Annotated in this window: 19 protein-coding genes; 5 read left to right on the top strand and 14 right to left on the bottom strand. The window is 27.5% G+C overall.

Annotated elements, in window-relative coordinates:
- Positions 1-105 precede the first annotated feature (105 nt).
- Positions 106-1,143 carry a hypothetical protein gene (locus tag QZ288_RS04675; RefSeq protein ID WP_295155635.1) on the bottom strand — a complete coding sequence of 346 codons (1,038 nt, stop codon included), beginning with the start codon at positions 1,141-1,143 and terminating at the stop codon, positions 106-108.
- Positions 1,144-1,329: 186 nt separating this feature from the next.
- Here QZ288_RS04675 and QZ288_RS04670 point away from each other — a divergent pair, with 186 nt between their 5' ends.
- On the top strand, positions 1,330-2,022 hold the full coding sequence (locus QZ288_RS04670) for a tetratricopeptide repeat protein (protein WP_295155632.1): 693 nt from the start codon (positions 1,330-1,332) through the stop codon (positions 2,020-2,022).
- A 35-nt stretch (positions 2,023-2,057) separates the two neighbouring features.
- Positions 2,058-3,752, top strand: a complete 1,695-nt coding sequence (locus QZ288_RS04665) for a DNA repair helicase XPB (protein ID WP_295155629.1) — start codon at positions 2,058-2,060, stop codon at positions 3,750-3,752.
- A 15-nt stretch (positions 3,753-3,767) separates the two neighbouring features.
- Here the strand turns inward: QZ288_RS04665 and QZ288_RS04660 are convergent, their stop codons facing one another.
- Entirely contained in the window at positions 3,768-4,133 is a 366-nt protein-coding gene (locus tag QZ288_RS04660) for a tRNA-binding protein (RefSeq protein ID WP_295155626.1), read from the bottom strand.
- 154 nt (positions 4,134-4,287) lie between these two features.
- Here QZ288_RS04660 and QZ288_RS04655 point away from each other — a divergent pair, with 154 nt between their 5' ends.
- Genes QZ288_RS04655 through QZ288_RS04645 form a run of 3 tightly spaced genes read left to right on the top strand, consistent with a single transcriptional unit; the run spans position 4,288 to position 8,875 of the window.
- Entirely contained in the window at positions 4,288-6,459 is a 2,172-nt protein-coding gene (locus QZ288_RS04655; protein ID WP_295155623.1) for an ATP-grasp domain-containing protein, read from the top strand.
- 20 nt (positions 6,460-6,479) lie between these two features.
- Entirely contained in the window at positions 6,480-7,499 is a 1,020-nt protein-coding gene (locus QZ288_RS04650; RefSeq protein WP_295155640.1) for a hypothetical protein, read from the top strand.
- Positions 7,500-7,513: 14 nt separating this feature from the next.
- The gene (locus QZ288_RS04645; protein ID WP_295155620.1) at positions 7,514-8,875 is read left to right on the top strand and encodes a tetratricopeptide repeat protein; all 1,362 of its coding nucleotides are present in this window, start codon (positions 7,514-7,516) and stop codon (positions 8,873-8,875) included.
- 157 nt (positions 8,876-9,032) lie between these two features.
- Here QZ288_RS04645 and tsf read toward each other — a convergent pair whose 3' ends face one another.
- The 12 genes from tsf to QZ288_RS04585 all read right to left on the bottom strand — a co-directional run bounded on the left by tsf (position 9,033) and on the right by QZ288_RS04585 (position 23,937).
- Positions 9,033-9,887: a translation elongation factor Ts gene (tsf, locus tag QZ288_RS04640; RefSeq protein ID WP_295155615.1), complete on the bottom strand. Its 855-nt coding sequence runs from the start codon at positions 9,885-9,887 to the stop codon at positions 9,033-9,035.
- A gap of 63 nt (positions 9,888-9,950) precedes the next feature.
- The gene (gene rpsB / locus QZ288_RS04635) at positions 9,951-10,757 is read right to left on the bottom strand and encodes a 30S ribosomal protein S2 (protein ID WP_295155613.1); all 807 of its coding nucleotides are present in this window, start codon (positions 10,755-10,757) and stop codon (positions 9,951-9,953) included.
- Between the two features lie 359 nt (positions 10,758-11,116).
- Positions 11,117-11,884, bottom strand: a complete 768-nt coding sequence (locus QZ288_RS04630) for a DUF4261 domain-containing protein (RefSeq protein WP_295155610.1) — start codon at positions 11,882-11,884, stop codon at positions 11,117-11,119.
- Between the two features lie 12 nt (positions 11,885-11,896).
- Positions 11,897-13,243 (bottom strand): UDP-N-acetylmuramoyl-tripeptide--D-alanyl-D-alanine ligase, encoded by a 1,347-nt coding sequence (gene murF / locus QZ288_RS04625; RefSeq protein ID WP_295155607.1) that lies wholly within the window; start codon positions 13,241-13,243, stop codon positions 11,897-11,899.
- Between the two features lie 179 nt (positions 13,244-13,422).
- Positions 13,423-15,339 carry a conjugal transfer protein TraB gene (locus QZ288_RS04620; protein ID WP_295155604.1) on the bottom strand — a complete coding sequence of 639 codons (1,917 nt, stop codon included), beginning with the start codon at positions 15,337-15,339 and terminating at the stop codon, positions 13,423-13,425.
- 11 nt (positions 15,340-15,350) lie between these two features.
- The gene (locus QZ288_RS04615; RefSeq protein WP_295155601.1) at positions 15,351-17,753 is read right to left on the bottom strand and encodes a PBP1A family penicillin-binding protein; all 2,403 of its coding nucleotides are present in this window, start codon (positions 17,751-17,753) and stop codon (positions 15,351-15,353) included.
- Positions 17,754-18,292: 539 nt separating this feature from the next.
- Complete coding sequence (locus QZ288_RS04610) at positions 18,293-19,372, bottom strand: META domain-containing protein (RefSeq protein WP_295155598.1); 1,080 nt, start codon at positions 19,370-19,372, stop codon at positions 18,293-18,295.
- Between the two features lie 455 nt (positions 19,373-19,827).
- Positions 19,828-20,850, bottom strand: a complete 1,023-nt coding sequence (gene floA, locus QZ288_RS04605) for a flotillin-like protein FloA (RefSeq protein WP_295155595.1) — start codon at positions 20,848-20,850, stop codon at positions 19,828-19,830.
- Between the two features lie 43 nt (positions 20,851-20,893).
- Entirely contained in the window at positions 20,894-21,598 is a 705-nt protein-coding gene (pyrH, locus tag QZ288_RS04600; protein ID WP_295155592.1) for a UMP kinase, read from the bottom strand.
- A gap of 168 nt (positions 21,599-21,766) precedes the next feature.
- Positions 21,767-22,252, bottom strand: coding sequence for a GNAT family N-acetyltransferase (locus QZ288_RS04595; RefSeq protein WP_295155589.1), 486 nt, complete (start codon positions 22,250-22,252; stop codon positions 21,767-21,769).
- Between the two features lie 58 nt (positions 22,253-22,310).
- Entirely contained in the window at positions 22,311-22,796 is a 486-nt protein-coding gene (locus QZ288_RS04590; protein WP_295155587.1) for a GNAT family N-acetyltransferase, read from the bottom strand.
- Positions 22,797-22,812: 16 nt separating this feature from the next.
- Positions 22,813-23,937 (bottom strand): aminopeptidase, encoded by a 1,125-nt coding sequence (locus QZ288_RS04585; protein WP_295155584.1) that lies wholly within the window; start codon positions 23,935-23,937, stop codon positions 22,813-22,815.
- Positions 23,938-24,013 lie beyond the last annotated feature (76 nt).

The raw sequence follows: 24,013 nt of genomic DNA, 5'->3' as shown, positions 1-24,013 counted from the left end.
ATTCGTAAGAATTGCAGAGTATCAAAGCTCATAATTTTTATTAGCAATAATAAAAAAGTTTATCGCTAGCAATAATAATATAAATAAATTAAATAATTTTATCAATTAAATTTGAAAATAAAATACATATAATATTGCCAAAAAAACAAGTATTATAATAGTACCTAATCCAAACATAATTAATTTGAACATATTAAATTTAGAAAAAATTTTTTCTAAAAATGTATTATCTTTATTTTCTAAAATATTTTCTTCATTGTTAGCATCCTTAATATCTTTAATATCCTTATTAGGACTAAAAAGCTTTAATTTAATAGGTTCAATCTCTTCTATTAAACAGCAGTATCCGTCTATCAATTTTAATAATATTTTAATAGACTTTTCTTCTGCAGTTTTTTCTAAAACTTCAGCAGGTACTAAATATTTAGAGTTTTTATCTTTTTTTCCTTTAAGTTCAAGATATATAATATTTTCTTCTACTGTATTAGAGTTTATGCTGACTATAACTTTATCTCCTGGCTCTATATCATTAATTGATTTTCCTCCCATAGGGTCAACTATAAATGAAGCTTCAATTAATTTATATGAAGGAGTTTCAGGTTCATTATTATCTGTATTTTGCTCTGCACTATTATTATTAGCTATATGCATAGAAGAGCCTTCCTCTATTTCTTTATTAACATTTTCTATAGCTAAGCGTACAGAATTAATATCAATAATTTTACTGCTTACATCAAATACTCCTATATGAAAATCCATAAATCTGCTCATACTGCTTGAAAATATATCAATTATAGAAATATTATTATTATTACTCTGATATATTATAATATTATTAATATTTTTCTCTTCGCTCATAATATTCATAATTACTTCATTAAATTTTTTTAAATATTCAGAATTGTTATTATTTAATCTATTATAAATTTTTATATGTTTATATAATTCAAGCAAATCAGTATATGCATTTAAAAAATTAAGAAGCTTATAATCATCAGAAATAACAAAAGTAAAATCTATTAAACAATTATTATATTTATCTATAAAAAATACCATATATATATATTTATTCAAATCACTATATTCTGCTGACATTTTAATGGCTACTGCTTCGTCATTAGAATTCAATTTTTGCAAAGACATAAATTATACCTAATAAATTTTTAATTTTTCTATTATATCATAACTAATATAATAAACAATAGTTAAAAAATTAATGTATATAAAAATGTATATAAATAAAATAAATACTTGATTTTTTTAAATTTAATTATTATAATTGACTATTCTAAATAATAATTTTAAGAAATAAGTTTTAAGAGGATTCTTATGTCTGAAAATACTAGTAAAATACAGAAAAATGCAGAATTAATATTTACATATGTTTATAATAATAGAATAATAATAATATCAGGATTTATACTAATAATAGTAATTATAGCAGGAATTTTACTTTATAAATCAAATATAGAAAGTCAGGATGCTAAAATTAATAGTGAATTTGAATCTGCTTTAGCATTATATAATGTATATCAAAATGCTCAGCTTCCAGAAGAACAATTAAATAATCCTGCTTTAATAATAGATATTACTTCAAGATTCCAAAAAGCATATAACTCAGCTAAAGGCAAGAATTTAAAATTAAGAAGTGCTTATGCTTTAGGCTCTGTTTATTATGATATTAATAATTTTAAAGAAGCTGAAAAATATTATCAGGAAGCTGCAAATTCAAGAGGTTTTTACTTGCAGGAAACAGCAATGTATAATTTAGCAAATACTCAAATAGAATTAACTAATTATACTCAGGCTGCTTCTACTTTGGAAAATTTTATGAAAGCATATCCTAAAAGCTACTTAATTCCTCAGGCAGCATTAACATTATCTGATATTTATATAGCACAAAATGATAAAACAAAAGCTTTGAATGTATTAAAATCTTGGGTTTCTAAAAATACTAATAATATAGAATACTTAGCTCTTTTTAGAGAAAATATTTCATTAATAGAAAATAATGTTTATTAATAAAAGCTAATATTTTTTATTTTAAGGAAAAAAAATTGAATAAGAATGCTCCTCTTATAGTTCAAGGCGACGGTACAATTTTATTAGATGTAAGTACAAAACATTTTGAAGAAATTAGAAATTTTATGCTTGTATTTGCAGAATTAGTAAAAAGCCCTGAATATATACATACATATAGGATAACATTAGTATCTTTATGGAATGCTGCAAGTTTGAATTATAAATCAGAGCAAATCATTAATTTCTTAAAAAAATATGCATCCTATGAAATACCAAAAAATATAATAAAACAGATAGAAACAAGTATAGAAAAATACGGAAGAATAAAAATAATAAAAGAAGATGATAAATATTATCTTATCAGTGAAGATAAAAATATTATAGATGAAATTCTGCATTATAAATTGATGACAAAATATATAAAAGCAGAAATAAATCCTAATAAATTGGAAATAGATGCTGCATATAGAGGACATATAAAACTTGCCCTTATTAATATAGGATATCCCGTTCAGGATTTAGCTGGGTATAAAAAAGGCGAAGAGTATCATTTTAATATGAGAAAAACATTAGCATCAAGCGAAGAAGATTTTTCTTTAAGAGATTATCAAAAAAATTCTGTAGATGTTTTTTATGCAGACGGCAAGCCTGAAGGCGGAGCTGGTGTTATAGCCCTTCCATGCGGAACAGGAAAAACTATTGTCGGAATAGCTGCAATGCATAAAATTCAAACAAAAACTTTAATAATAGTTACGGGAGTTACAGCATGCAGGCAATGGAAAGATGAAATATTAGATAAAACAGATATACCTGCCGAAGATATAGGAGAATATAATGGCTTAAATAAAGAAATAAAGCCTATAACTATAGCAACATATAAAATACTCACATACAGAAAAAATAAAGAATCTCCGTTCATACATTTTGAATTATTTTTCCAGCATAATTGGGGGCTTATAATATATGATGAAGTGCATTTGCTTCCCGCCCCTATAATAAAACTTACAAGCGAAATTCAAAGTATGAGAAGATTAGGGCTTACTGCTACTTTAGTAAGAGAAGACGGACTTGAAAAAGATGTTTTCTGTCTTATAGGTCCTAAAAAATTTGATATACCTTGGCGTGAATTAGAAGAAAAAAAATTCATCGCAAAGGCATACTGCTATGATATAAGAATACCTTTAGATGACAGTCATAGAGCTGATTATATAGTTTCAAGCGATAAGGTAAAATTTAGAATAGCAAGCGAAAATATATTAAAATATACAATAGTAAAAAAAATTATAGAAAAGCTTGACGGCAAAAATATACTCATAATAGGTCAGTATTTGGATCAATTAAATGAAATGAAAAAAATAACAGGCTATACTATAATAACAGGAAAAACACCTCAAAGCGAAAGAGATGCAATATACAAAAGATTTAAATCAGGCGAAATAAAAATACTTATAGTAAGTAAAGTTGCCAATTTAGCAGTAGATTTACCAGATGCAAATGTTTTGATACAAATTTCAGGTACTTTCGGCTCAAGGCAGGAAGAAGCCCAAAGACTAGGAAGAGTACTTCGTCCAAAAAAAGGCGAAAATAAAAGTTATTTCTTCTCTATTATAACAACTGACACAAAAGAAGAAGATTTTGCTCATAAAAGACAATTATTCCTAACAGAACAGGGATATCATTATGAATTATTAGATAAAGATTCATTTGAAGACTTGGAATTTAATAATTAGAGCTTTATATAAATATTAACCTATAGGAAGTCCGTTTTCACACTTTTCATTAGCAGTTAATAATATAACTTCCCCATTATCCTTTACAGCCCCTAAAACTAAACATTCAGAGAAAAAATTTGCTATCTGCTTTTTAGGAAAATTAACAATAGCAGCTATACGCTTTCCTATCAAATCTTCTTTTTTATATAATTTAGTTATTTGTGCAGAAGATATTTTTACTCCTAATTCTCCGAAATCTATTTTTAATTTATATGCAGGTTTTTTAGCTTTGGGAAAATCTTCCGCTTCTATTATAGTACCTATTCTAATATCAAGAGATAGAAAATCATTAAATTTAGCCTCATCTTTTATAATTTCTTTTTTATTGATTTTGTTCATTTTTATCTCCAAAAATCTAATTATAATATAAGTAAAAATTCTTCAGTTTAGTATTAAAATTTCGATACTAATATCACTATAAAGTAATATTTTAAATTATATTTAAAGAATATTTTAAATTATATTAAAAAATAAATAAAAGGCAATACTAATTATGAAAGGTAAAAGAATAATAATAATAGGTGCAGGTCTGCTTCAAGTACCAGCTATACAAATAGCTCAGGAAATGGGCATTTATACAATAGTATTTGATTATAATAAAGATGCATATGGTATGAAAATAGCCGACTATCCTATGATTGTATCTACTAGAGATGTTGATGGAAGTGTAAGAGCTGCCAGAGATTTAAGTCAGAAAATGGAAATACATGGCGTTATTACTGTAGGTACAGATGCTTCTACTACCGTTGCTGCTGTTGCCAATGCATTAGGGTTGCCAGGTAATAGATTTGAAGATGCTTATGCTGCTTCAAATAAGATAAGAATGCGTGAAAGATTCAAAAAAAATAATGTTCCTCAGCCTAATTTCTTTCCTGTATGGAATTATGAAGAGGCTATGGAGGCATATAAGCATTTAAATAAGCCTGTTGTAGTTAAGCCTGCCGATAATATGGGGGCTAGAGGCGTTATGAAGGTATCAAATGAAGATGATATATTAGCTGCTTTTAATAGGGCAAAAAGTGCTTCGCCTTCAGGAGAGGTTATAATAGAAGAGTTTATGGACGGACCTGAACTTTCTATTGATATGCTTATATATAATGATGAGATATATGTTACAGGTATTGCTGACAGAATAATAGAATTTCCTCCTTTTTTCATAGAAACAGGACATATTATGCCTTCTGCATTAGAAAAAGAAAAAATAGACGATGCTGTTAATGTTATGAAAGCAGGAATAAAGGCATTAAATTTAAAAATAGGAGCTGCCAAAGGCGATATAAAAATAACTAAAAATGGTGCTATGGTTGGAGAAATTGCAGCAAGATTATCAGGCGGATTTATGAGTGCCTATACCTACCCTATTTCTACGGGAGTAAATTTAATAAAAAATGCAATAGAAATAGCATTGGGAAATCCTCCAAGCGATTTAAAACATAAATGGGATAAAGTATCCGTTGAAAAAGCATTTCTTCCGGGTACAGGTATAATAGAATCTATTGACGGAATTGAAAATGCTAAAAAGATAGAAGGCGTTAAAGAAATATTTATAAAGACAAAAGCAGGAGATATATTAGTTACTCCTACAAATAATTTGGAAAAAGCAGGAAATATAATTACAGTTGGAAAGACAAGAGATGAGGCTATAGCTATAGCAAATAAGGCTATGAGTGCAGTACATTTCAGGCTTACCGATGAAAAAAGCATTACAATAGAAGAAATAAAAAGAATAGCTCAGGAAAAATTAGCATCAAAACATAATGCAAATTATTTATTTAAAGATGATATTGATGAGAAAACAGGACTTTATAATTATTCATTCAATCCAAGCATAATACATGAAGAAAAAGAAATAAAATTAGAAACAACATTATTCAATATGCATGTTTCTCAGCCTATAATAATAGATACTATACATAATCTAATAGAAGTAATAGACGGCATAATGGATATAAGAGAATATTATGAAATAATGATAGACACTGCTTCCAACTGCGAAGTATTAGCTGTATTAAATGATTTCAATAATGAAGAATTATTTGAATTATCTGTAAAAACTATAAAGGGAAGTAAAAGAGGAATTATTATGATTAATAGTAATAATCCTAAAGATGTGCTGCTTTATAGATTGAGAGAAGCAGAAAAAAACGGAGCCTGTGCTGTAGGAATAGATTTTTCTTATTGCTATGATATTAATTCAAATGATAAAATTTATGTGAAAAGCGAAAAAGAATTATCTAAAATAATAAAGCAGATAGATATACCTGTAATAATTAAGGGCATATCCAGCGAAAATGATATTTATAATATTAATTCAGCATACGCAAATGCCGTATATTTTTCAAATAATAATAAGTATACATTAAAAGGTATGGAAAAAGTTGCCGATACTATTAGTAGAGCAGCATGTAATTTGCATAATAATCATAAAATGCAATTAACATCTCTTGCAGAATCTCCTAGATACGGAGCTGATGTATTTAAATATTTTATGTTAGGAGCTAATGCAGTTTCTATAACAGAAGATAGTTTTATTGCGGCTATAAGTAAGGGTAAAAAAGGTCTCGAATATGCTATTTATTCTAATAAACTAGAATTAGAAAAGATAATGAAAATATTCGGACAATACTCACTTAAATATAATAATGCAATATGGCGAAAAAATTAAGAACTACTTTAGGAACTACTATGGAAGATAAACAAATAAACCTATCTAAATCTTATATATACGGCTTTCTTGCCGCTATGATATGTACATTAATATATAGTGCTGTAATAATACCTATGTATATATTATTAATATCTCCTAATATACAAAATTTCTTTGTGTATTTATTGTATGCATTAGATATTTGGGTATGGATATGGATAGGCATTTCTATATTATATGCTTTTATAATAGTATTAATGCAGCCTACTAAAAATTATACAGGGCTTTCTAAAACTATTGAAAATATGCTTTTTTTCATAGTAACATCCGTAATAATAATACTATCTCTCAGCTATGTTCCTGAAATACAAAAGTTATTATATAAAAAAGATTATACATTTTACAGCGGTATATTAGCAGCAGGATTATTTTTTATATCAATACAATTATCATATAATATAAAAAAACTTATGATTTTTACATATAAAACTATATTATACAATTTAGGATATTCTATAGAAGATGATATAGTATTAGATGATGACAGTAATAATGAAATTGTAACGGATAAATCAGAATATGCAATATTTTCAAATACTATGAAAAGTATAATAGCATTTTCGCAAAGACATAAGCATTCTATAGGAATAATGGCATTCAAAATATCTAATTCAAATTCTATTATTAATGAGTATGGGAATGAGGCTTACAGAAAATTAGAAGATGAACTTATAAAGGTAATAAAGAAAAATGCAAGAATAGGAGAAAATCAATGCATGCTTTATGAAGATATTATATATTCAGCAATTTTTGCAAATGAAGAAGGAGCTTGGAAAACTACTAAAAGATATTTTAAAGTATTAAAAAATTATAATTTTGAATATAATGATGAAACAGTAGATATCAATGTATCTATGGCAGTAAGCGGATTTGATTTTTCTAATAATAAATCTAATAAAATATCTGTATTTGTTATAAAAGATATTATGATGAGAAAAATTAAAGATGCTTTAAATGAATCAGAAGAAACTGGAAGTCCAGTCATATTTTATGAATAAAAGGGATAATAATCGTGGAAGCTTCATTAATTGTAATATTAGTTTTAATTGTTTTATTAGGTTTTGCAACACAATATGTTATTAAGAGCGGCTCATACCCTATTAAGCTTAAAAAAATTGTTCAAGCCTATAATGAACAAAATTATGATGTAGCCATGAGAGAAATTAATACATTAGATCCTAAACATAAAAAAGATGCAAATATATTATGGATGACAGCTAATATGTATTACAAGCAGCAGCAATATATATTATCTATGGCAGCACTTCAGAATATGATAGACGGAGCATATTTTACTAAAGAATTAACCGAATTATCTGTAAGAGAATTTTTAGCAAAGATATATGAACAAACAGGAAACAGTAAAAAAGCTATGGAAGAGTATGATATGATCACAAAAATAAAAGATCAGGATTATGACTCTTTATATAAAGCAGGAGTTGTTTGCTATAATTATCAGGAATGGGTTCAGGCTCAGAAATACTTTTCTTTAGCAGCAGCCCAAAATGACAGCAATCCCCAATTATTATATATGCTTGCTAATTGTTTTTATAAAATTCGTTCTTATCATGCAGCTCAGCAGCAAATAGAAAAAGCAATAGCATTGGATCAGACAAATCCTTCATACCACCTTTTATTAGGAGAAATATTATCTTCAAGCAGAGATTTTCCAAATGCTATAAAAGAATTAGAAATAGCCTACGGCAGTAATGAAATATCAGATAAAGATACAATATCATTAAATCTTGCTAATTCATATTATGAACTTGGAAACTATTCTAAAGCAAGAGAATATTACGGACAAGTTCTTAATAAAGAAGATGTAGTCAGCGAGAAGGTTGTAGATGAAAGATACAGATATGCTGAAACTCTTGTAAAAAATAAGCAGTTTGAAGCGGCAGTTAAGCAATGGGAAATAATAAAATCTATTAGAAATATATATTTAGATGTTGACCAGAAATTGAAGACTTACAGTTCTATTATTGCCAATAATGCATTTAGAACTGCATTAGAAATGGATATTGTAGAATACCTAGAAAAGCATTTCTACAGAATATTAACTATAAATGGATATGTAGTTACAGATCATATCAAAAAATCTGATACATTGGTATTCTTCGTTACTATTAAGAAATTCGGTTCTGAAGGTCAGTCTTATAAGAGTACATTTGCATTAGATACTTCAGGATATCCTATGAGACAGGAAACTGTGGATCAATTTATGGAATATGCAAGACAATATAAGAGTGCTCACTCATTCTTAATAAGTATAGGAGATTTTGCACCTAACTTAAAAGTAGATGATACTGTTATAATTATTGAACCAGAGAGATTTGAAGCTATTATTGAAGGTGTTATATCATTCAGTGATTAATTATTTATTATACTCTATTAATTAAAAAAAGGTTATGATATTAGAAATAAATATCATAGCTTTTTTTATTTAATTATATAAAAAACGGACTGCTATAAAAAATAACAATCCGCTTAATTTTTTTATTTTTAGTTTTTTATATTCAGTAATTATTTTATTATAAGCCTAATGAAACAATTACAAAGTTTTTGATGGAAGCTGATGAGCCTGCTTCTTTAGAAATTTCATCTATCAAACTTTTAATAGAAATTTTATTATCAGTAAATAATTTCTGGTCTATAAGAACAGACTCAGAATACCAAGAATTCATTTTACCTTCAACAATCTTTTCTATCATATTTTCAGGCTTTCCGGCATCTTTTACTTGCTTTTCAAATATTTCTCTTTGTTCTTTTACAGCATTAGCATCTATTCCTTCCCTATTTAAAGCAAGAGGTTTTTCACTAGCCACATGCATAGCAATCTGATCTGCTATTTCCTGACATTTTCCTTTAGGCTTAACATCAAATTCTACTATAGCAACAAGCTTATTGTTGAAATGTGCATAAGTACCGAAAAATCCGTCTGTTTTCATAACTTTAGCTTCAGCAAGAACAGTTTTTTCTCCCCATTTCTGTATGCCTTCATTTATCATACCTTGAATAGTATCTCCGCCGTCTGCTTTAGCATTTAAAAGCGTATCTACTGAAACATCATCTAAACTCATAGCCGTATTTGAAATTGTTTTAGCTAAATTGATAAATAATTCATTTTTAGCAACAAAATCAGTTTCGCATTGAAGTTCTATGCAGGCAGCCTTTGTTCTATCATCATTAACACAAAAACCTATAGAACCCTCTTTAACTGTGCGGTCATTTTTTTTAGCAGCAACAGCCGCACCTTTTTCTTTAAGAAGACGAATAGCCTTATCCATATCGCCGTCAGTTTCCTGAAGAGCCTTTTTACAGTCCATTATACCTACGCCTGTACGCTCTCTAAGCTCTTTAATAGTATCCATACTAATATTTGCCATCAAATTTATCCTTTATATTAAATATTTTATTTTTATTAAATACACAAAATCAAGTATAATAAATTACTGATCATCTTCCTGAGAAACACCGTATTTTTCAGCAACAGCCTCAGCAGCACTATTATCATAAACCTCTTCATCTGATTCGCTTGAAGAAGAATCATGCTTAGCCAATGTTTCCTTACCTGCCTCATTCTGTCCTTCTATAACAGCAGAAGCAACAACACCTGAAAATAAACTTATAGCTCTTATAGCATCATCATTTCCGGGTATAGGATGATCTATAACATCAGGATTACAATTAGTATCCACAACAGCAACTACAGGTATTCCTAATTTTCTAGCTTCGCTTACAGCAATAGCTTCCTGCATAGGATCTATAACAAAAATCATATCAGGCAGATTCTCCATATCCTTAATACCTGCGAAGTTCTTCTCTAGTCTCTCTTTTTCTTTAAGAAGAAGTATAACCTCTTTTTTAGGGAGTTTATCAAAAGTACCGTCTACTTCCTCTTTTTCTATTTTTTTAAGTCTTGCAATACTTTTTTTGATAGTGGCAAAATTTGTAAGCATTCCTCCAAGCCAGCGATTATTAATATAGTACATATCGCATCTTTCAGCAGCCTCTTTAATGCTTTGAGAAGCTTGTTTTTTAGTGCCTACAAAAAGAATATTTCCGCCGTTTCTAGCCATTTCCTTAACAGCATCATAAGCTTTTTTAACATAAGTTAAAGTTTTCATAAGATCAATAATATAAATATCATTTCTCTCCTGAAAAATAAAAGGCTTCATTCTAGGGTCCCATTTTCTAGTAGGATGCCCGAAATGTACACCTGCCTCTAAAAGGTCTTTCATAACTGGTAATGACATAATCATATCCTTTAAAATAAAAATAGAGTACCGATTAAGGCACCCTATCCATAAATTTCATATATTAAACATTAGTATTAAAAAGTCATAATGCTTTGATTACTAAATTCAAGTAACAATGTCTTTTTTATATTCTAAAATTTTATTAAAGAATAATGTAAGAACATTTTGCTATTATGGAAAAGTTTACCAATATAATCGGTTCGATAATAATAGCATAATATAAAAAAAAGTCAATTATTATTTGATAATTACATATTATTTTCATATAATTAAATATTATTTTTTATTATTAAAAATATTAAGCTTTATTATATCAGCCTAGTTTATAAAATAATTTGAAGTATACATTAAAATTGTTAAGTCTGATTATTTTTATTTATGTCTTTTAAATTTTTTTCAAGCATAATGAATTTATTATCAAAGAATTTAAACATTCCTATATAGTTGTCATCTGTCTGCATAGTATTGCCGTCCTTAATATCAAGATTATTTTCTATAATGCTTCTTGATAATATTATTAATAAGTTTATTATGCTTTCAGCCTCTCTTACAGTTTTATAAGCCATAATCTCATATTTACCGAAATTTTTAAGTCCTTCAGTATAAGCATGATTTCCATTATTATCAGAAAAAACATCAATTCTCACCCATAATCTAGCAGGAAAATATTTATTATTTTTAATATATTCATTCATCTCAAATAAATATATGCTGCCAGAAATAAGTAAATTAATACTGCCTATTAAAACAGCAGATACATTATTTGTTTTTATTATAGAATAGCAAATTTTACTGAATATTAAAGCAATATCTTTAAAATCTGTTTTATCAGCATTAACATTTATAGATAAAAATGATTTATGATTGAGTATTTTTTGTTTTGTCAATTCATCTATATCATTATAATTCATAAGTATTTCAGCTTCATTATTAGGGATATTAAAAGGAGCAAGTTCATATTGAAAGTCTGCCTCTTCAATGGCAAATGAATTTTTATTTTTACAGCTGATAACTGCAGTATCTATATTCCAATCTTTTTTTAACTGATATGTAAAATCATTGAAATTTTTATCATCAAGCAATATAAAAGCTATTATAGAGTTTCTTTTTATTAAATTATTCATTAATTTAAGCCTTTATATATTTTTTACAGCATCTATTATCAGAGAAAATTTCATACCTAATGAAGCCTTTATAAGCATTGCCGTATCATATTTTAAAAACTCTGTTACTTTTTTTATAGAGCTTTCAGAATCTTCAAAATAATATTTTTCGCAGTTAATAGTATCATATATATCTTTTGATAGATTTCCTACAGCTATAACAGTATCTATATTTTTTAATTCATTTATAATATTTCCTATCTCTTTATGATAAGATGAGTTTTCAGTTTCTGTTTCAAGCATATCGCCTATTACAGCAATTTTTTTTGATTCTCTTCTTTGAGATAAAAACTTAAGCATATTTTTTAATGCGGTAGGATTAGAATTATAGCAGTCATTTATTATATTGCAGCCTTTGATATTCATTATCTGCATTCTGTTTTTTTGAGATTCATAAGATGAAAGTATATCAGCACATTTTTGCAAATCGGCATTATAAAGTTCTGCTGCCTTTAATGCTGACAATATATTATATAAATTAAAATCTCCGATTAAATTATGTCTGAAAATTATTCCTTTATATTCAAATGTATTATCATCTTTTTTTATTATTTCTTTTATATCAGTTTCTATTATATTTTTTATATTGTTTTTTTCTGCTTCTTTTTTCAATATATCAGTACAATTAGTATTTTTATTTATTACAGCATCGGCATTTTCTTTTGTATGATTAAAAAGTTCGGATTTGGCTAATGCAATATTTTCTATGGAACCTAAATATGCAATATGCACAGGTTCTATATTATTTATTATAACTGTATTTGATTGTGCTGCCTCAGATATTCTTAAAAGTTCATTTTTATGATTCATACCTGCTTCAATTACTGCTATTTCATAACTATTATCTAAATTAAATATAGTTTTAGGAACTCCTATTTCATTATTTAAATTGCCTTCAGTTTTTAATGTTTTATATTTTGTTGATAAAAATAAATGAGTTAATTCTTTTGCAGTTGTTTTGCCGCAGCTTCCTGTTATTGATATTATAGGTATATTGAATCTCCTTCTATACTCTCTTGCTAATTTTATGAAAAAAAGTATAGTATCATCAGTATAAAAAACTAAAGCATCGTTTGGAAGTTTTACTTCTTTATCGCTTAAAATAAAATATCTGCATCCTTTATTATAAGTTTCTAATGCAAATTTATTTCCGTCAAATTTTTCTCCTTTTATTGCTAAAAATAATTTATTTTCATTAAAATTATCTCTGCTGTCAGTTGATATTTCTAATTCTATATTATTATTTTTTATTATATTATTATAATCAGCTTTCAATTCTATGCTTACTTTTATTATATCCTCTAATGAAGTCTTACCCATAATAGTATTTCCGATTAATTTATATTGTTAACATAATTAAACCATATAAATATATATTTGTAAAGTATATGTTTTAAGTATTATATTGATTTTTGTATTTTTATAAAATTATAATTATATATAATTTGTTTGTTTATTCTGCCAGCCCGCCCATTATTTAGAAGAGCATTGATTAATAATTATATTATATAATCATCAGCAATTTTTCTAAGTCTTTTATTTCCAAGTACATGAAAATGCCTTAATTTTCTTAAAGTCTCGCTTGAAAATGCAGCAAGAGGCAGATAAGCTATTTCTATGGAATTCTTTTTTGCAAACTCTTTTAATACAGCTGAAGGAGGATTAGGAGCAATATACCCTAAATATTTATCTACAGAATATATTATAGCAGTATATAGAAGTAAATCGGCATAATTTCTTATAATGCCTTCTTTTTTTAAATCATAATACATTCTCCAAACATCATGCGGAGCCTGAGGAGGCATAAGAGATGCATAACCGCCGAAATAACATTTTGATATGCCAGGACCTACAAGAGTATTTCCCGGTTCAGTAGAGTAAAGTATTAAATCACTGTCATCATGTGCCTCGCTATACCAAACTATATTCCAATCATAATCTTCATCATTCTTATCATCGAATATTACAACCATATGCCCGATATTTCCTTTGAGTTTCGGGATTTCTTTTACATATATTTCTTTTTTATAATAGTTTCTTATAGTTTCTCTCATATCAATGCCGTCTTTTATACTTACTGTAAAAGGCTCAATTTTAGCTTTATCCTCTGTAAGCATATTTTTTATTTTATCTCTTAATATATTCATATGTTTTTCCATAAGTATATCTTCAGGTACATGTGAAAGTAAATTTGTTCTTTTATTCCAAACATCTTTCCATTCTCCCTCATATTTTTCATTTGGACGCATTGTAACATTAACTTTTTTTAAAGATGTTTTCCATACATTATCATATTTATGAAGCTTTATTTTTTTATCTTTAAGCATTCCTTCTATACCATTTGTACTTGGATCTCTATTTAATTTTATTGTGCTGTATTTATCATCTTCTTCATTGTAGTACGGATAATATTCCATTCCTTCCATTACTTCCAAAGCATAATCATTATTTATCATGCATTTTGCCGCTGTAAGCATATCTATATAATCAGGTATAATGTAATTATCCAAAAGACATAAATTTCTTAAATATTTCATCATATTTTTTTGCTGAAGAAATGATATAGGAAGTTTATATCTTAATTTAGCCTCTTTAAATATTGTCTCTATTATATTAATTTTATCAAAGCTCTCTAATTCGCCGTTTCTGTATAATTCATACATATAAGTTATAAATGGAAACTCTCCAAGTACTTTATTTAGAGATTCTTTATGTACATTGTATATCTTAGGCTCTTTTTCTTCGTATTCATCATAATCTTGATACTCATCATATAGTTTTTTATTTATAATATATTCATTATCTTCTTTTTCTTTATCATTTTCTTTTTCATTATCAAGTTTTTTTAATATAGAAACAATATTTTCCCAATGCGACATTCCTATGACTAGAAGAATTTTATTATATTTTTTAGAGAGTTCATAGAGATTCTTAGCCATAAATATTTCTCTCTCTTCATCAGTTTTATCTTTATGAAATGTGTATTTAGACTTTACCTCTTCATAGAATCTTTCAAGACCTATATTTTTCATAACATAATCATCAGGCATAAGATAATGAGAATTAGAATTTACAGCTGTTATATCTTTATCAATAGGAAAGAAAGGAATCTCCTCATCAATTGCAATACGAACGGCTTCTATAATAGAATCAGACGGATCTATAGGTATATAAACAGCCTCGTCTTCAATCTCTCTTATTATTAAACTGACAAATGGAAGTCTGCTTACTGCTTCTCTTAAAGAATCGGCAAAATTAGCGGGATGCTCAACAGCAATTATGTCAGGCTTAAACTCTTCAAATGCTTCCTTTACTGCCAAAGAAAAATAAATCCTTGAATGTATAGAAGGAATTGCCAATATATTTTTGTATCTTAAAATATCGGAATTTATATTTGTTATTATTTTCTTATCCATTTTTATTCCTTTTAATAGTTAAGGAATGAATCTATTATACTGTCAAGTTCATTTGAATCTTCCAAATAATGCGAACAAACATTACATATTTCTGCCGGTACTTTATTTACTATAAATAAATCGGTTTGAAAAGAGTAGCATGAGTTTCCTGGCAGCTTTCCGCTTATTGCACATACTCTCATATTTATTACATTTTCAGGTTTTGTATACCAAGTAGGCTTTACCTCTTTTAAAGCTTCTACCATATATTTGCCCCATATAGGAGCTGCAACTCTTCCTCCTACCTGATTATTTCCTAAAGAGTATTTGAATGAATCAAAGCCAATCCATATACCTGTAACAAGTTCAGGAGTATATCCTACAAACCAAGCATCTTTCCAATCATTAGAAGTGCCTGTTTTTCCTGCCCCTCTTCTTGTAAATTTTGCTTCATACATAGCACTTGTAGCAGTACCGCCTCTTAATACTCCCATTAATATATCGCTTATTATATATGAAACCTCTTTACTGACAACCTGTTTAGGTCCGCCTCTTAATGTTATTTGTTTTTTTAATTCATCTTCAAAATTATCTATGACAATTCCGTATCTGTCAGTAACATATCTTATAAGTATAGGATTAACTTCTTTTCCTTCATTTGCCAATTCTGCAAAACCTGTTGTAAGTTCTAAGGGTGTGAATAATCCTGTACCTAAGCTTAAAGTTAAATCATGATTAAACATTCTTTTTGATCTATCAGAATCAGCCTCCGCTTTAAATATAGGCTCTACATACCTTATAGTATTAGTTATGCCTACATAGTTAAGTACATTAACGGTAGCTATATTTAATGAAGCAGCTAATGCATATCTTAAAGTTACATCTCCTTTGAAATTTCCTGAATAATTTCTAGGTATCCAAACCTTTCCTTCTTCGCCTTCTTCAGGCACAAAACCAATAGGAGCATCGCTTACCACAGTAGAAGGACTATAATTTGTAACATCCATTGAAGCTGCATATACAAAAGGCTTGAAAGCACTTCCCGCCTGTCTTCTAGCCTGAGTAGCTCTGTTAAACTGATTTCTTGCGGTAAATCCTGAACCTCCTACCATAGAAACTATATATCCGTTTCTAGGGTCTATTGCTGTTAATGCACCTTCTATTTGCCTTGATAGTTCTGCTTCATCTGCTTTCATTACTTCCATTGTTATATCATTAACTTCCTCCATTCCAAGTATATCAGATAATAATGCTAAAGGCAAAGTAGTATATTTATTTAAAGTATCTCTTACAGCAATATTGAATTTACTATAGGCTGTATTTTCAGGCAGATTAAATAATATGGACATCATTTTTACTTTATCTACAGTTTCTCTATTGTATATATTTGCAATATCCATAGAGCCGCCCTCATATTTATTATTATATTCTGTAAGAGCTTCAGTTAATAATTTTTGTGCTGCTTCTTGTTTTTCTATATCTATAGTAGTATATATTTTCAGCCCGTCTTCTTTTAAAGCTTTTTCTCCGTATCTATCTACTAACTGTCTTCTGACATATTCTGTAACATAAGGAGCTCTGTCTATTGATGCACTGTATGCAGTAGAGCCTCTTCTTCCTATTTTTCCTGTATAAGATTCCCAAAATTCTTTATGAGCTTTTGATGCTTCTTCTGTGCTTATGAATTTTAAATCGCTCATTCTTCCTAAAACTACTTTATGCCTTGCTATTGATGTATTAGGATTATTTATAGGCGAATATGCATTAGGGGCAGGGGGAAGTGTAGCCAGCATAGCACATTCTGCTAAATCTAAATTTTGAACATCCTTATTAAAATAAAATCTGCTTGCAGCCTGAACTCCGTATACAGAATGCCCGAAATATATTTGATTAAAATATAAAGTAATAATTTCTTCTTTAGTGAGTCTTTTTTCTATTTGGAATGTAACCCAAATTTCTTTTAACTTTCTTATTATAGTTCTTTCAGTTGATTTCAATACTATATTTCTAGCTACCTGCTGAGTTAAAGTACTTGCTCCTCTTGCTCTTTTTCCTGTTAATATATTTCCAATAGTTCCTCTGAAAATTCCGAAAATATCTATACCGAAATGAGACATAAAATTATTATCTTCCATAGATATTATTGCTTCTATTAACTGATGAGGCAAATCTTTATATTCTACTAATGTTCTTTGTTCTGTAAAAAATTCTGAAATTACCTCTCCCTTTATATCATATATTTTTGTGGGTATCGTAGGCTTGTATAATTCTACCGCCTGAACATCAGGCTGAGTTACTATATCAGCAATTAAAAGTGAAAATACAATAGTTATTACTGAAAATATTATTATCATTGATATTATATAAAATTTCTTGAATTGCTCTATATTTATGCTGTTGTATTTACTATATATTTTTTTTAATAATTCTTTCAATTTACTTATCCTAATATATATTTCTTATATTATACAAATAATTATTTAATTAATCAATATGTTTTTATTATTCTTAAATTTTATTTTTTTGTTTTAATAAATATAAAAAATAAAAAAACACCCTATGAATTATTAATTCATAGAGTGAAATAATGGGTTTGTATATATATCTTAAGAGTGCAACAAATGACCTTTGTAGCTATACTATTATAACATAAATAAATAAAAACTGTAAAATATATTTAATTTATTATATCAAAAAGCAGTATTTCATTATCAGAAGTTTTTATGCATAAAGTATTATTATCATAAGATATATAATTTGCTTTACTATAATTTGCTTTATCAGAAGCTTTAAATATTTATCTTTATTATAATATTCTTTTATTCGTACTTCTTCTTTTCTATCTAATAAAGATTTTGTATTTATTATTTTACTGCCTTCTATTTCAAATGGTATATTATAATTAATATTTTATGCTTTTCCTATAAATGAATTATTTGCTATAGATAAAGTTATATCTGCAATTTGATAATTTTTATTGTTTTTCTTCTAATGCTTTAGCTTCAAAATAACTTTCTATAAATCTTAATATTGAAGAGTCATTAGCTATTATAAATAATTCTTTTCCCTTTAAATACATATATTCAGCATTTTCCATATATTTTAAGAACTTTGATTCAGCTTCCATATCTTCTTTAGCACCTGACATTTTAGTCATAGCAAACATATTAAATTTTACTTCATTATCATTTGTAATATTGTATGAAGTTCTATAATAATTAACTCCTGCAAAACCATTAACTTGATTATTAGTTCCATAAAAAGATATCGTTATTTCAGTATTAGGATATTCGTATAAATTATGCAATTTAAAATTTTTTCCTAATAGTTTATTGTCATTTATAGAATTATCATTAAATATCAATTTTTCTCCAGATTTGGAAGTTATTTCCAAACTTACCGTAGATAAAGATATATTAGAAGCTTCAGATAAAATAGAAGTATAATCTCTTTCAGCTTTCATATTTTCATCACTGCCTGCCATCATAGTTGAACCTAAAGCTCCTATTATTATATTATTTTCATTAGTAAGCGTATATCCTCCAAAGTATCTATTAACTCCTGAAAATCCGTAAACTCTGTTTGTATCAAAAGCTAATGTAATTCCTATTTCAGTATATTTATTTTTAAGTATGAACTCTCTTTGATATAAATCTGAGTAAATTATTGGTCTTTGTTTAAATACTAATTCTTTATTTTCTGAAGTTTTTATTATTAATTCATCATTATTTAATGAAATAGAATTTGCTTTGCTTAAATTATTTAAAAATTCCTCTTCATTTTTCATATCTTCATAGCTTCCTAACATTAAAGTTGTTCCTATATTTGTACCTATAATTATTTGATTATTGCTTATAGAAAATGATGTAAAATATCTGTTTAAGCCGGCACTTCCATACACATTTATATTTTCAAATCCTATTGTTATTTTTGTATTAGTTTTAAGGCAGTATTCATTTCCATTTATGCTTTCAAAGATATTATTTGTATTATTGTTAGAACATGATATAAAAAATAGTACAGAAGATAGTAATAATAACAATATTTTTTTCATTATAGGTTTCCTTAAATTAATTTTGCTTAATGTATTATTATAATATAACTTATATTATAAATTGCCAAAAAAATCATTGCTAGATATATGTAAATTTATCTAAATTATTGCTGTAAAAAAATATATATCAATTTTTAATAATCAATAATAATAAAATTACTTGACTTAATTTATATATAATTTATACTTTTAATAAAGGAAAATAAATATATGTCAAAAAATAATTCATATCCGTATAATCCGCAGGTATCAGGCTTAAAAAAACCTGATAAAAAGCCTATGATTAAAGCAACAGTTAACAACGGTAAAAAAAACTAAATGGATTTTTCATCTATAATAATTTCTTATAATATATATTATAAGAAAGCGTATAATAAAAAATTTTAATATAATTTTTTTATAAAAAGGCTGCATATAAAATACAGCCTAAATATTTTATTAATAAAAATTATTTACTATTTTGAAGATGATGAATTAGAATCACTATTCTTACTCATTGAATCCATACCAGATATACTATAACGCATTTCTGTATCAGCCATAACATTTTTCATATTATAGTAATCTAATACTCCGATATTGCCTTTTTTAAGTGCTTCAGCAATAGCAAGAGGCAATTGTGATTCAGCTTCAACAACTTTTGCCTTCATCTCTTCAACCATAGCACGCATTTCCTGTTCTCTAGCTATAGCCATTACTCTTCTCTCTTCCGCCTTAGCCTGAGCTATCTTTTTATCAGCCTCAGCTTGATCAATTTGTAAGAAAGCTCCTATATTGCTTCCTACATCCACATCAGCAATATCAATAGAAAGTATTTCAAAAGCAGTACCTGAATCAAGTCCCTTAGCAAGCACAACTTGAGATATTCTGTCAGGATTTTCCAAAACTTCCTTATGCGAAGAGGAACTTCCTATAGTAGTAACTATACCCTCGCCTACTCTGGCAATAATTGTTTCTTCACCAGCTCCTCCTACAAGCCTGTTAATATTAGTTCTAACGGTAACTCTGGCGGTAGCCTTTACCTGTATACCGTCTTTAGCTACAGCAGCAATTAATGGAGTAGCTATAACCCTAGGAGAAACAGAAGTTCTTATAGCATCAACTAAATCTCTTCCAGCCAAATCTATAGCAGCAGCCCTCTCAAATGATAAATCTAATGAAGCTTTATCTGCAGCAATCAAAGCATCGGCAACTGCAGTAGGATTTCCTCCTGCTAAATAATGTGCCTCAAGTTCATTGCTTCCTATTTTTAAACCAGCCTTCCATAACTTTATCTGATTTAATACTATAAGAGAAGGATTAACTCTTCTCAAACGCATAGTAAGTAATGTAATCATATTTATTCTTACACCAGAAAATAAAGCTGTAACCCAAAGTCCTATAGGAAAGAAGCGTAAGAAAATAAATAAAATTATTAATATTATGATTATACCAATGAACATTGGAATTACGGGAATATATCCGAAATCTAAAGGCATAAATAAACCTCCTTTTTAAAAATTAATTATATGTATATTTAAATTAATTATGTACATAAGTGCCTATAGCTTCGCCTATAATAGCTTTTGTAATATTTCCGATTTTATTCATATTAAATACCCTTATAGGCATATCATTATCATTAGCCATAGCAAAAGCTGTCATATCCATAACGCGTAAATTCTGATTAATAGCTTCTTTAAAAGTTATTTTATCATACATTTCAGCATCTTCATTATTTTTAGGGTCCTTATCATATACTCCATCAACATTAGTCCCTTTTAATACTATAGAAGCCCCAATTTCTAAAGCTCTAAGTATAGCAGTACTGTCTGTTGTAAAATAAGGGTTTGAAGTGCCTCCTGCTATTATTAAAACATTTCCTCTATCTAGTATACGAATTGCCTTATCTCTTTCAAAACCTTCTATCATACCCTCAATATTAAAAGCAGAAAGTATTTGAGTAGAAATGCCTGCAGCCATAAATCTATCCTTCAAAGCTATAGCATTCATAATAGTAGCAAGCATACCCATAGAATCTGCAGTAGCCCTTACCATACCCGTCTTATCAGATAGCTGCATGCCTCTAAAAATATTTCCTCCCCCAACAACAACAGCTATTTGAGTTTCATTTCCAGCCTCTTTCATCTCTAATGCTATTCTGTCAACAACATTATTATCAATACCATATTCCTTTTTACCAAGTAAAGCTTCCCCTGATATTTTAAGCAATACTCTTTTTTTCATTACTAACCTCTTTAAAACTTAATTTGTACAATTATACTATCTTTTTTATATATAATCAAGATTTAATAATATATTACTCTTTAATAAACATATATAAAAATATTTTCTATTATTATAATAATAATATTTTCTATGCATTAATACACTAATACACTGATATATTAATACTTAAATACTTATTAATTTTTTTAATGCCTCATTTGTAAGCCTGTAAACTCTTGCATCCTTAACCATCTCAGCATTCATAGATAAATAAAAATCTATACTTGATTTATTCCAATCCAAACACTGCCATTCAAATCTGCCGCAGTTTCTCTCATAAGCTATTTCAGCAATTTCTTTAAATAATCTCTTGCCATAGCCGAAACCTCTATATTTATCATTAATATATAAATCATCTAAATAAAGACAATGCTTTCCCTCAAAAGTAGAAAAAGTCTCAAAAAATACAGCATATCCTATAGGAATATCATCTTCAAAAGCAATAATAATTTCTGCTTTTTTCTTATAAAAAATATTTTCTTTTAAACTCTCCTCTGTAAGTTTAAGTTCATTCTCTAAATGCTCATACAAAGCAAGCTCTTTTATAAATCTCATTATAGTTGGTATATCATTAATTTCAGCAAATCTAATATTAAATTTTTTATCTTTCATTATAGTAAATTTTTTATTATAAATAAATTTTTATTTTTAATTTATACAAAATATTTAATTATTCTTCAGCAAATATTTTTAAAAAATTATGGCTTAGTCTGTAAGAATTCCAATCCGACATCTCAACTGCATTGAGTGATAAATAAAAATCTATACTTGATTTATTCCAATCCAAACACTGCCAATCTAATCTCTGACAGCCTCTTTCAACTGCAATCTTTGCAACCTCTTTTAAAAGCTTTTTACCATATCCTAATCCTCTATAATCAGGAGTAATATATAAATCTTCTAAATATATACCTGCCTTTCCCAAGAAAGTAGAAAAATTATGAAAAAATAATGCATACCCTATTTCGATATTATCTTCTGAAGCTATTAAAACTTCGCATTTTTTCTTTTTAAATATCCATTCTCTAAGTATATCTTCAGTAGCACTAACCTCATGCTCCAATTTTTCATAATGGGCAAGCTCTTTTATAAATTTTAAAATTACAGCAGCATCTTTAGCAGAAGCAAATCTAATATCAAATTTCTTATTACTCATTTATAAACCTTTTATATCATTTTAAATTATTAGGATTGAGGCATTTAAGACTATCAATAACAAAAAGTCCGTCTTTTCTAATTAGCTTATCATCAAAATAAATTTCACCGCCTCCGTATTTTTTAGTCTGTATACATACTAAATCCCAATGTATCTGAGAATTATTACCATTAGGAGCTTCATCATAACAGGAACCGGGAGTAAAATGAAAACTACCCATAATTTTTTCATCAAATAAAATATCTTTCATAGGCTCTGTAATATAAGGATTAACTCCTATAGCAAACTCACCTATATATCTGGCGCCAGAATCTGTATCTAATATTTTATTTATTCTTTTAGTATCATTGCAGGAAGCGTCGTATATTTTTCCTTTTTTAAACTCAAATTTAATATTTTCATAAGTAAATCCATCGCTGTATAAAGAAGGAGTATTATAACTTAAAACACCATTAATAGAATTTTTTACAGGGGCAGTAAATACTTCTCCGTCAGGTATATTCATTTCGCCTGCACATTTTACTGCAGGTATTCCTTTGATAGAAAAAGTTAAATCTGTATCTTTTCCGACTATTCTTACTTTATCAGTACTATTCATAAGTTTTACTAAATTATCCATAGCCTTAGACATTTTAGAATAATCCAAATTGCATACTTTAAAATAAAAATCTTCAAACTCATCAGTACTCATAGAAGCCTGCTGAGCCATAGCAGCTGTAGGATAATTCATAACAACCCATTTAGTATTTTTTACTCTCTCTTTCATATGCACAGGATTCAAATAAAACTTTTCATATATCTTATTATTTTCCATTTTTACAGATGAATTTTCAGCACTATTAAGTCCGCCCCATATACCTACATAAGCGTCCATATCTTTCATAAGCATTAAATCAGACTTAGCCCAAATTTTCATCTGCTCTTCATTGCATTGCTTCAATAATTCTCTCATTATATGAGGGTCATGATTCCATACAAAAGGACTAGCTCCTATTTTATAAACTTCATTAATAATAGCTGCTGCTAAATTTCTCTCCTCGCCTTCCCCATAAGATTTTATTAATATTTTTTCTCCTTTTTTTAATTTGCAGGAATAATTAACTATTGTTTTTGCTAATTTCTCTATTCTTGAATCTCTCATAATATATTTCCTTAATAAAAATAATAAAAATAATAAAAATAATAAAAATAATAAAAATAATAAAAATAATAAAAAT

It is taken from the genome of uncultured Brachyspira sp. (assembly GCF_910578695.1).
In the GTDB taxonomy this organism is placed as follows: Bacteria; Spirochaetota; Brachyspiria; order Brachyspirales; family Brachyspiraceae; genus Brachyspira.
The sequence above is the reverse complement of the archived record's forward strand: the minus strand, read 5'-3'. Positions and strand labels throughout refer to the sequence as shown.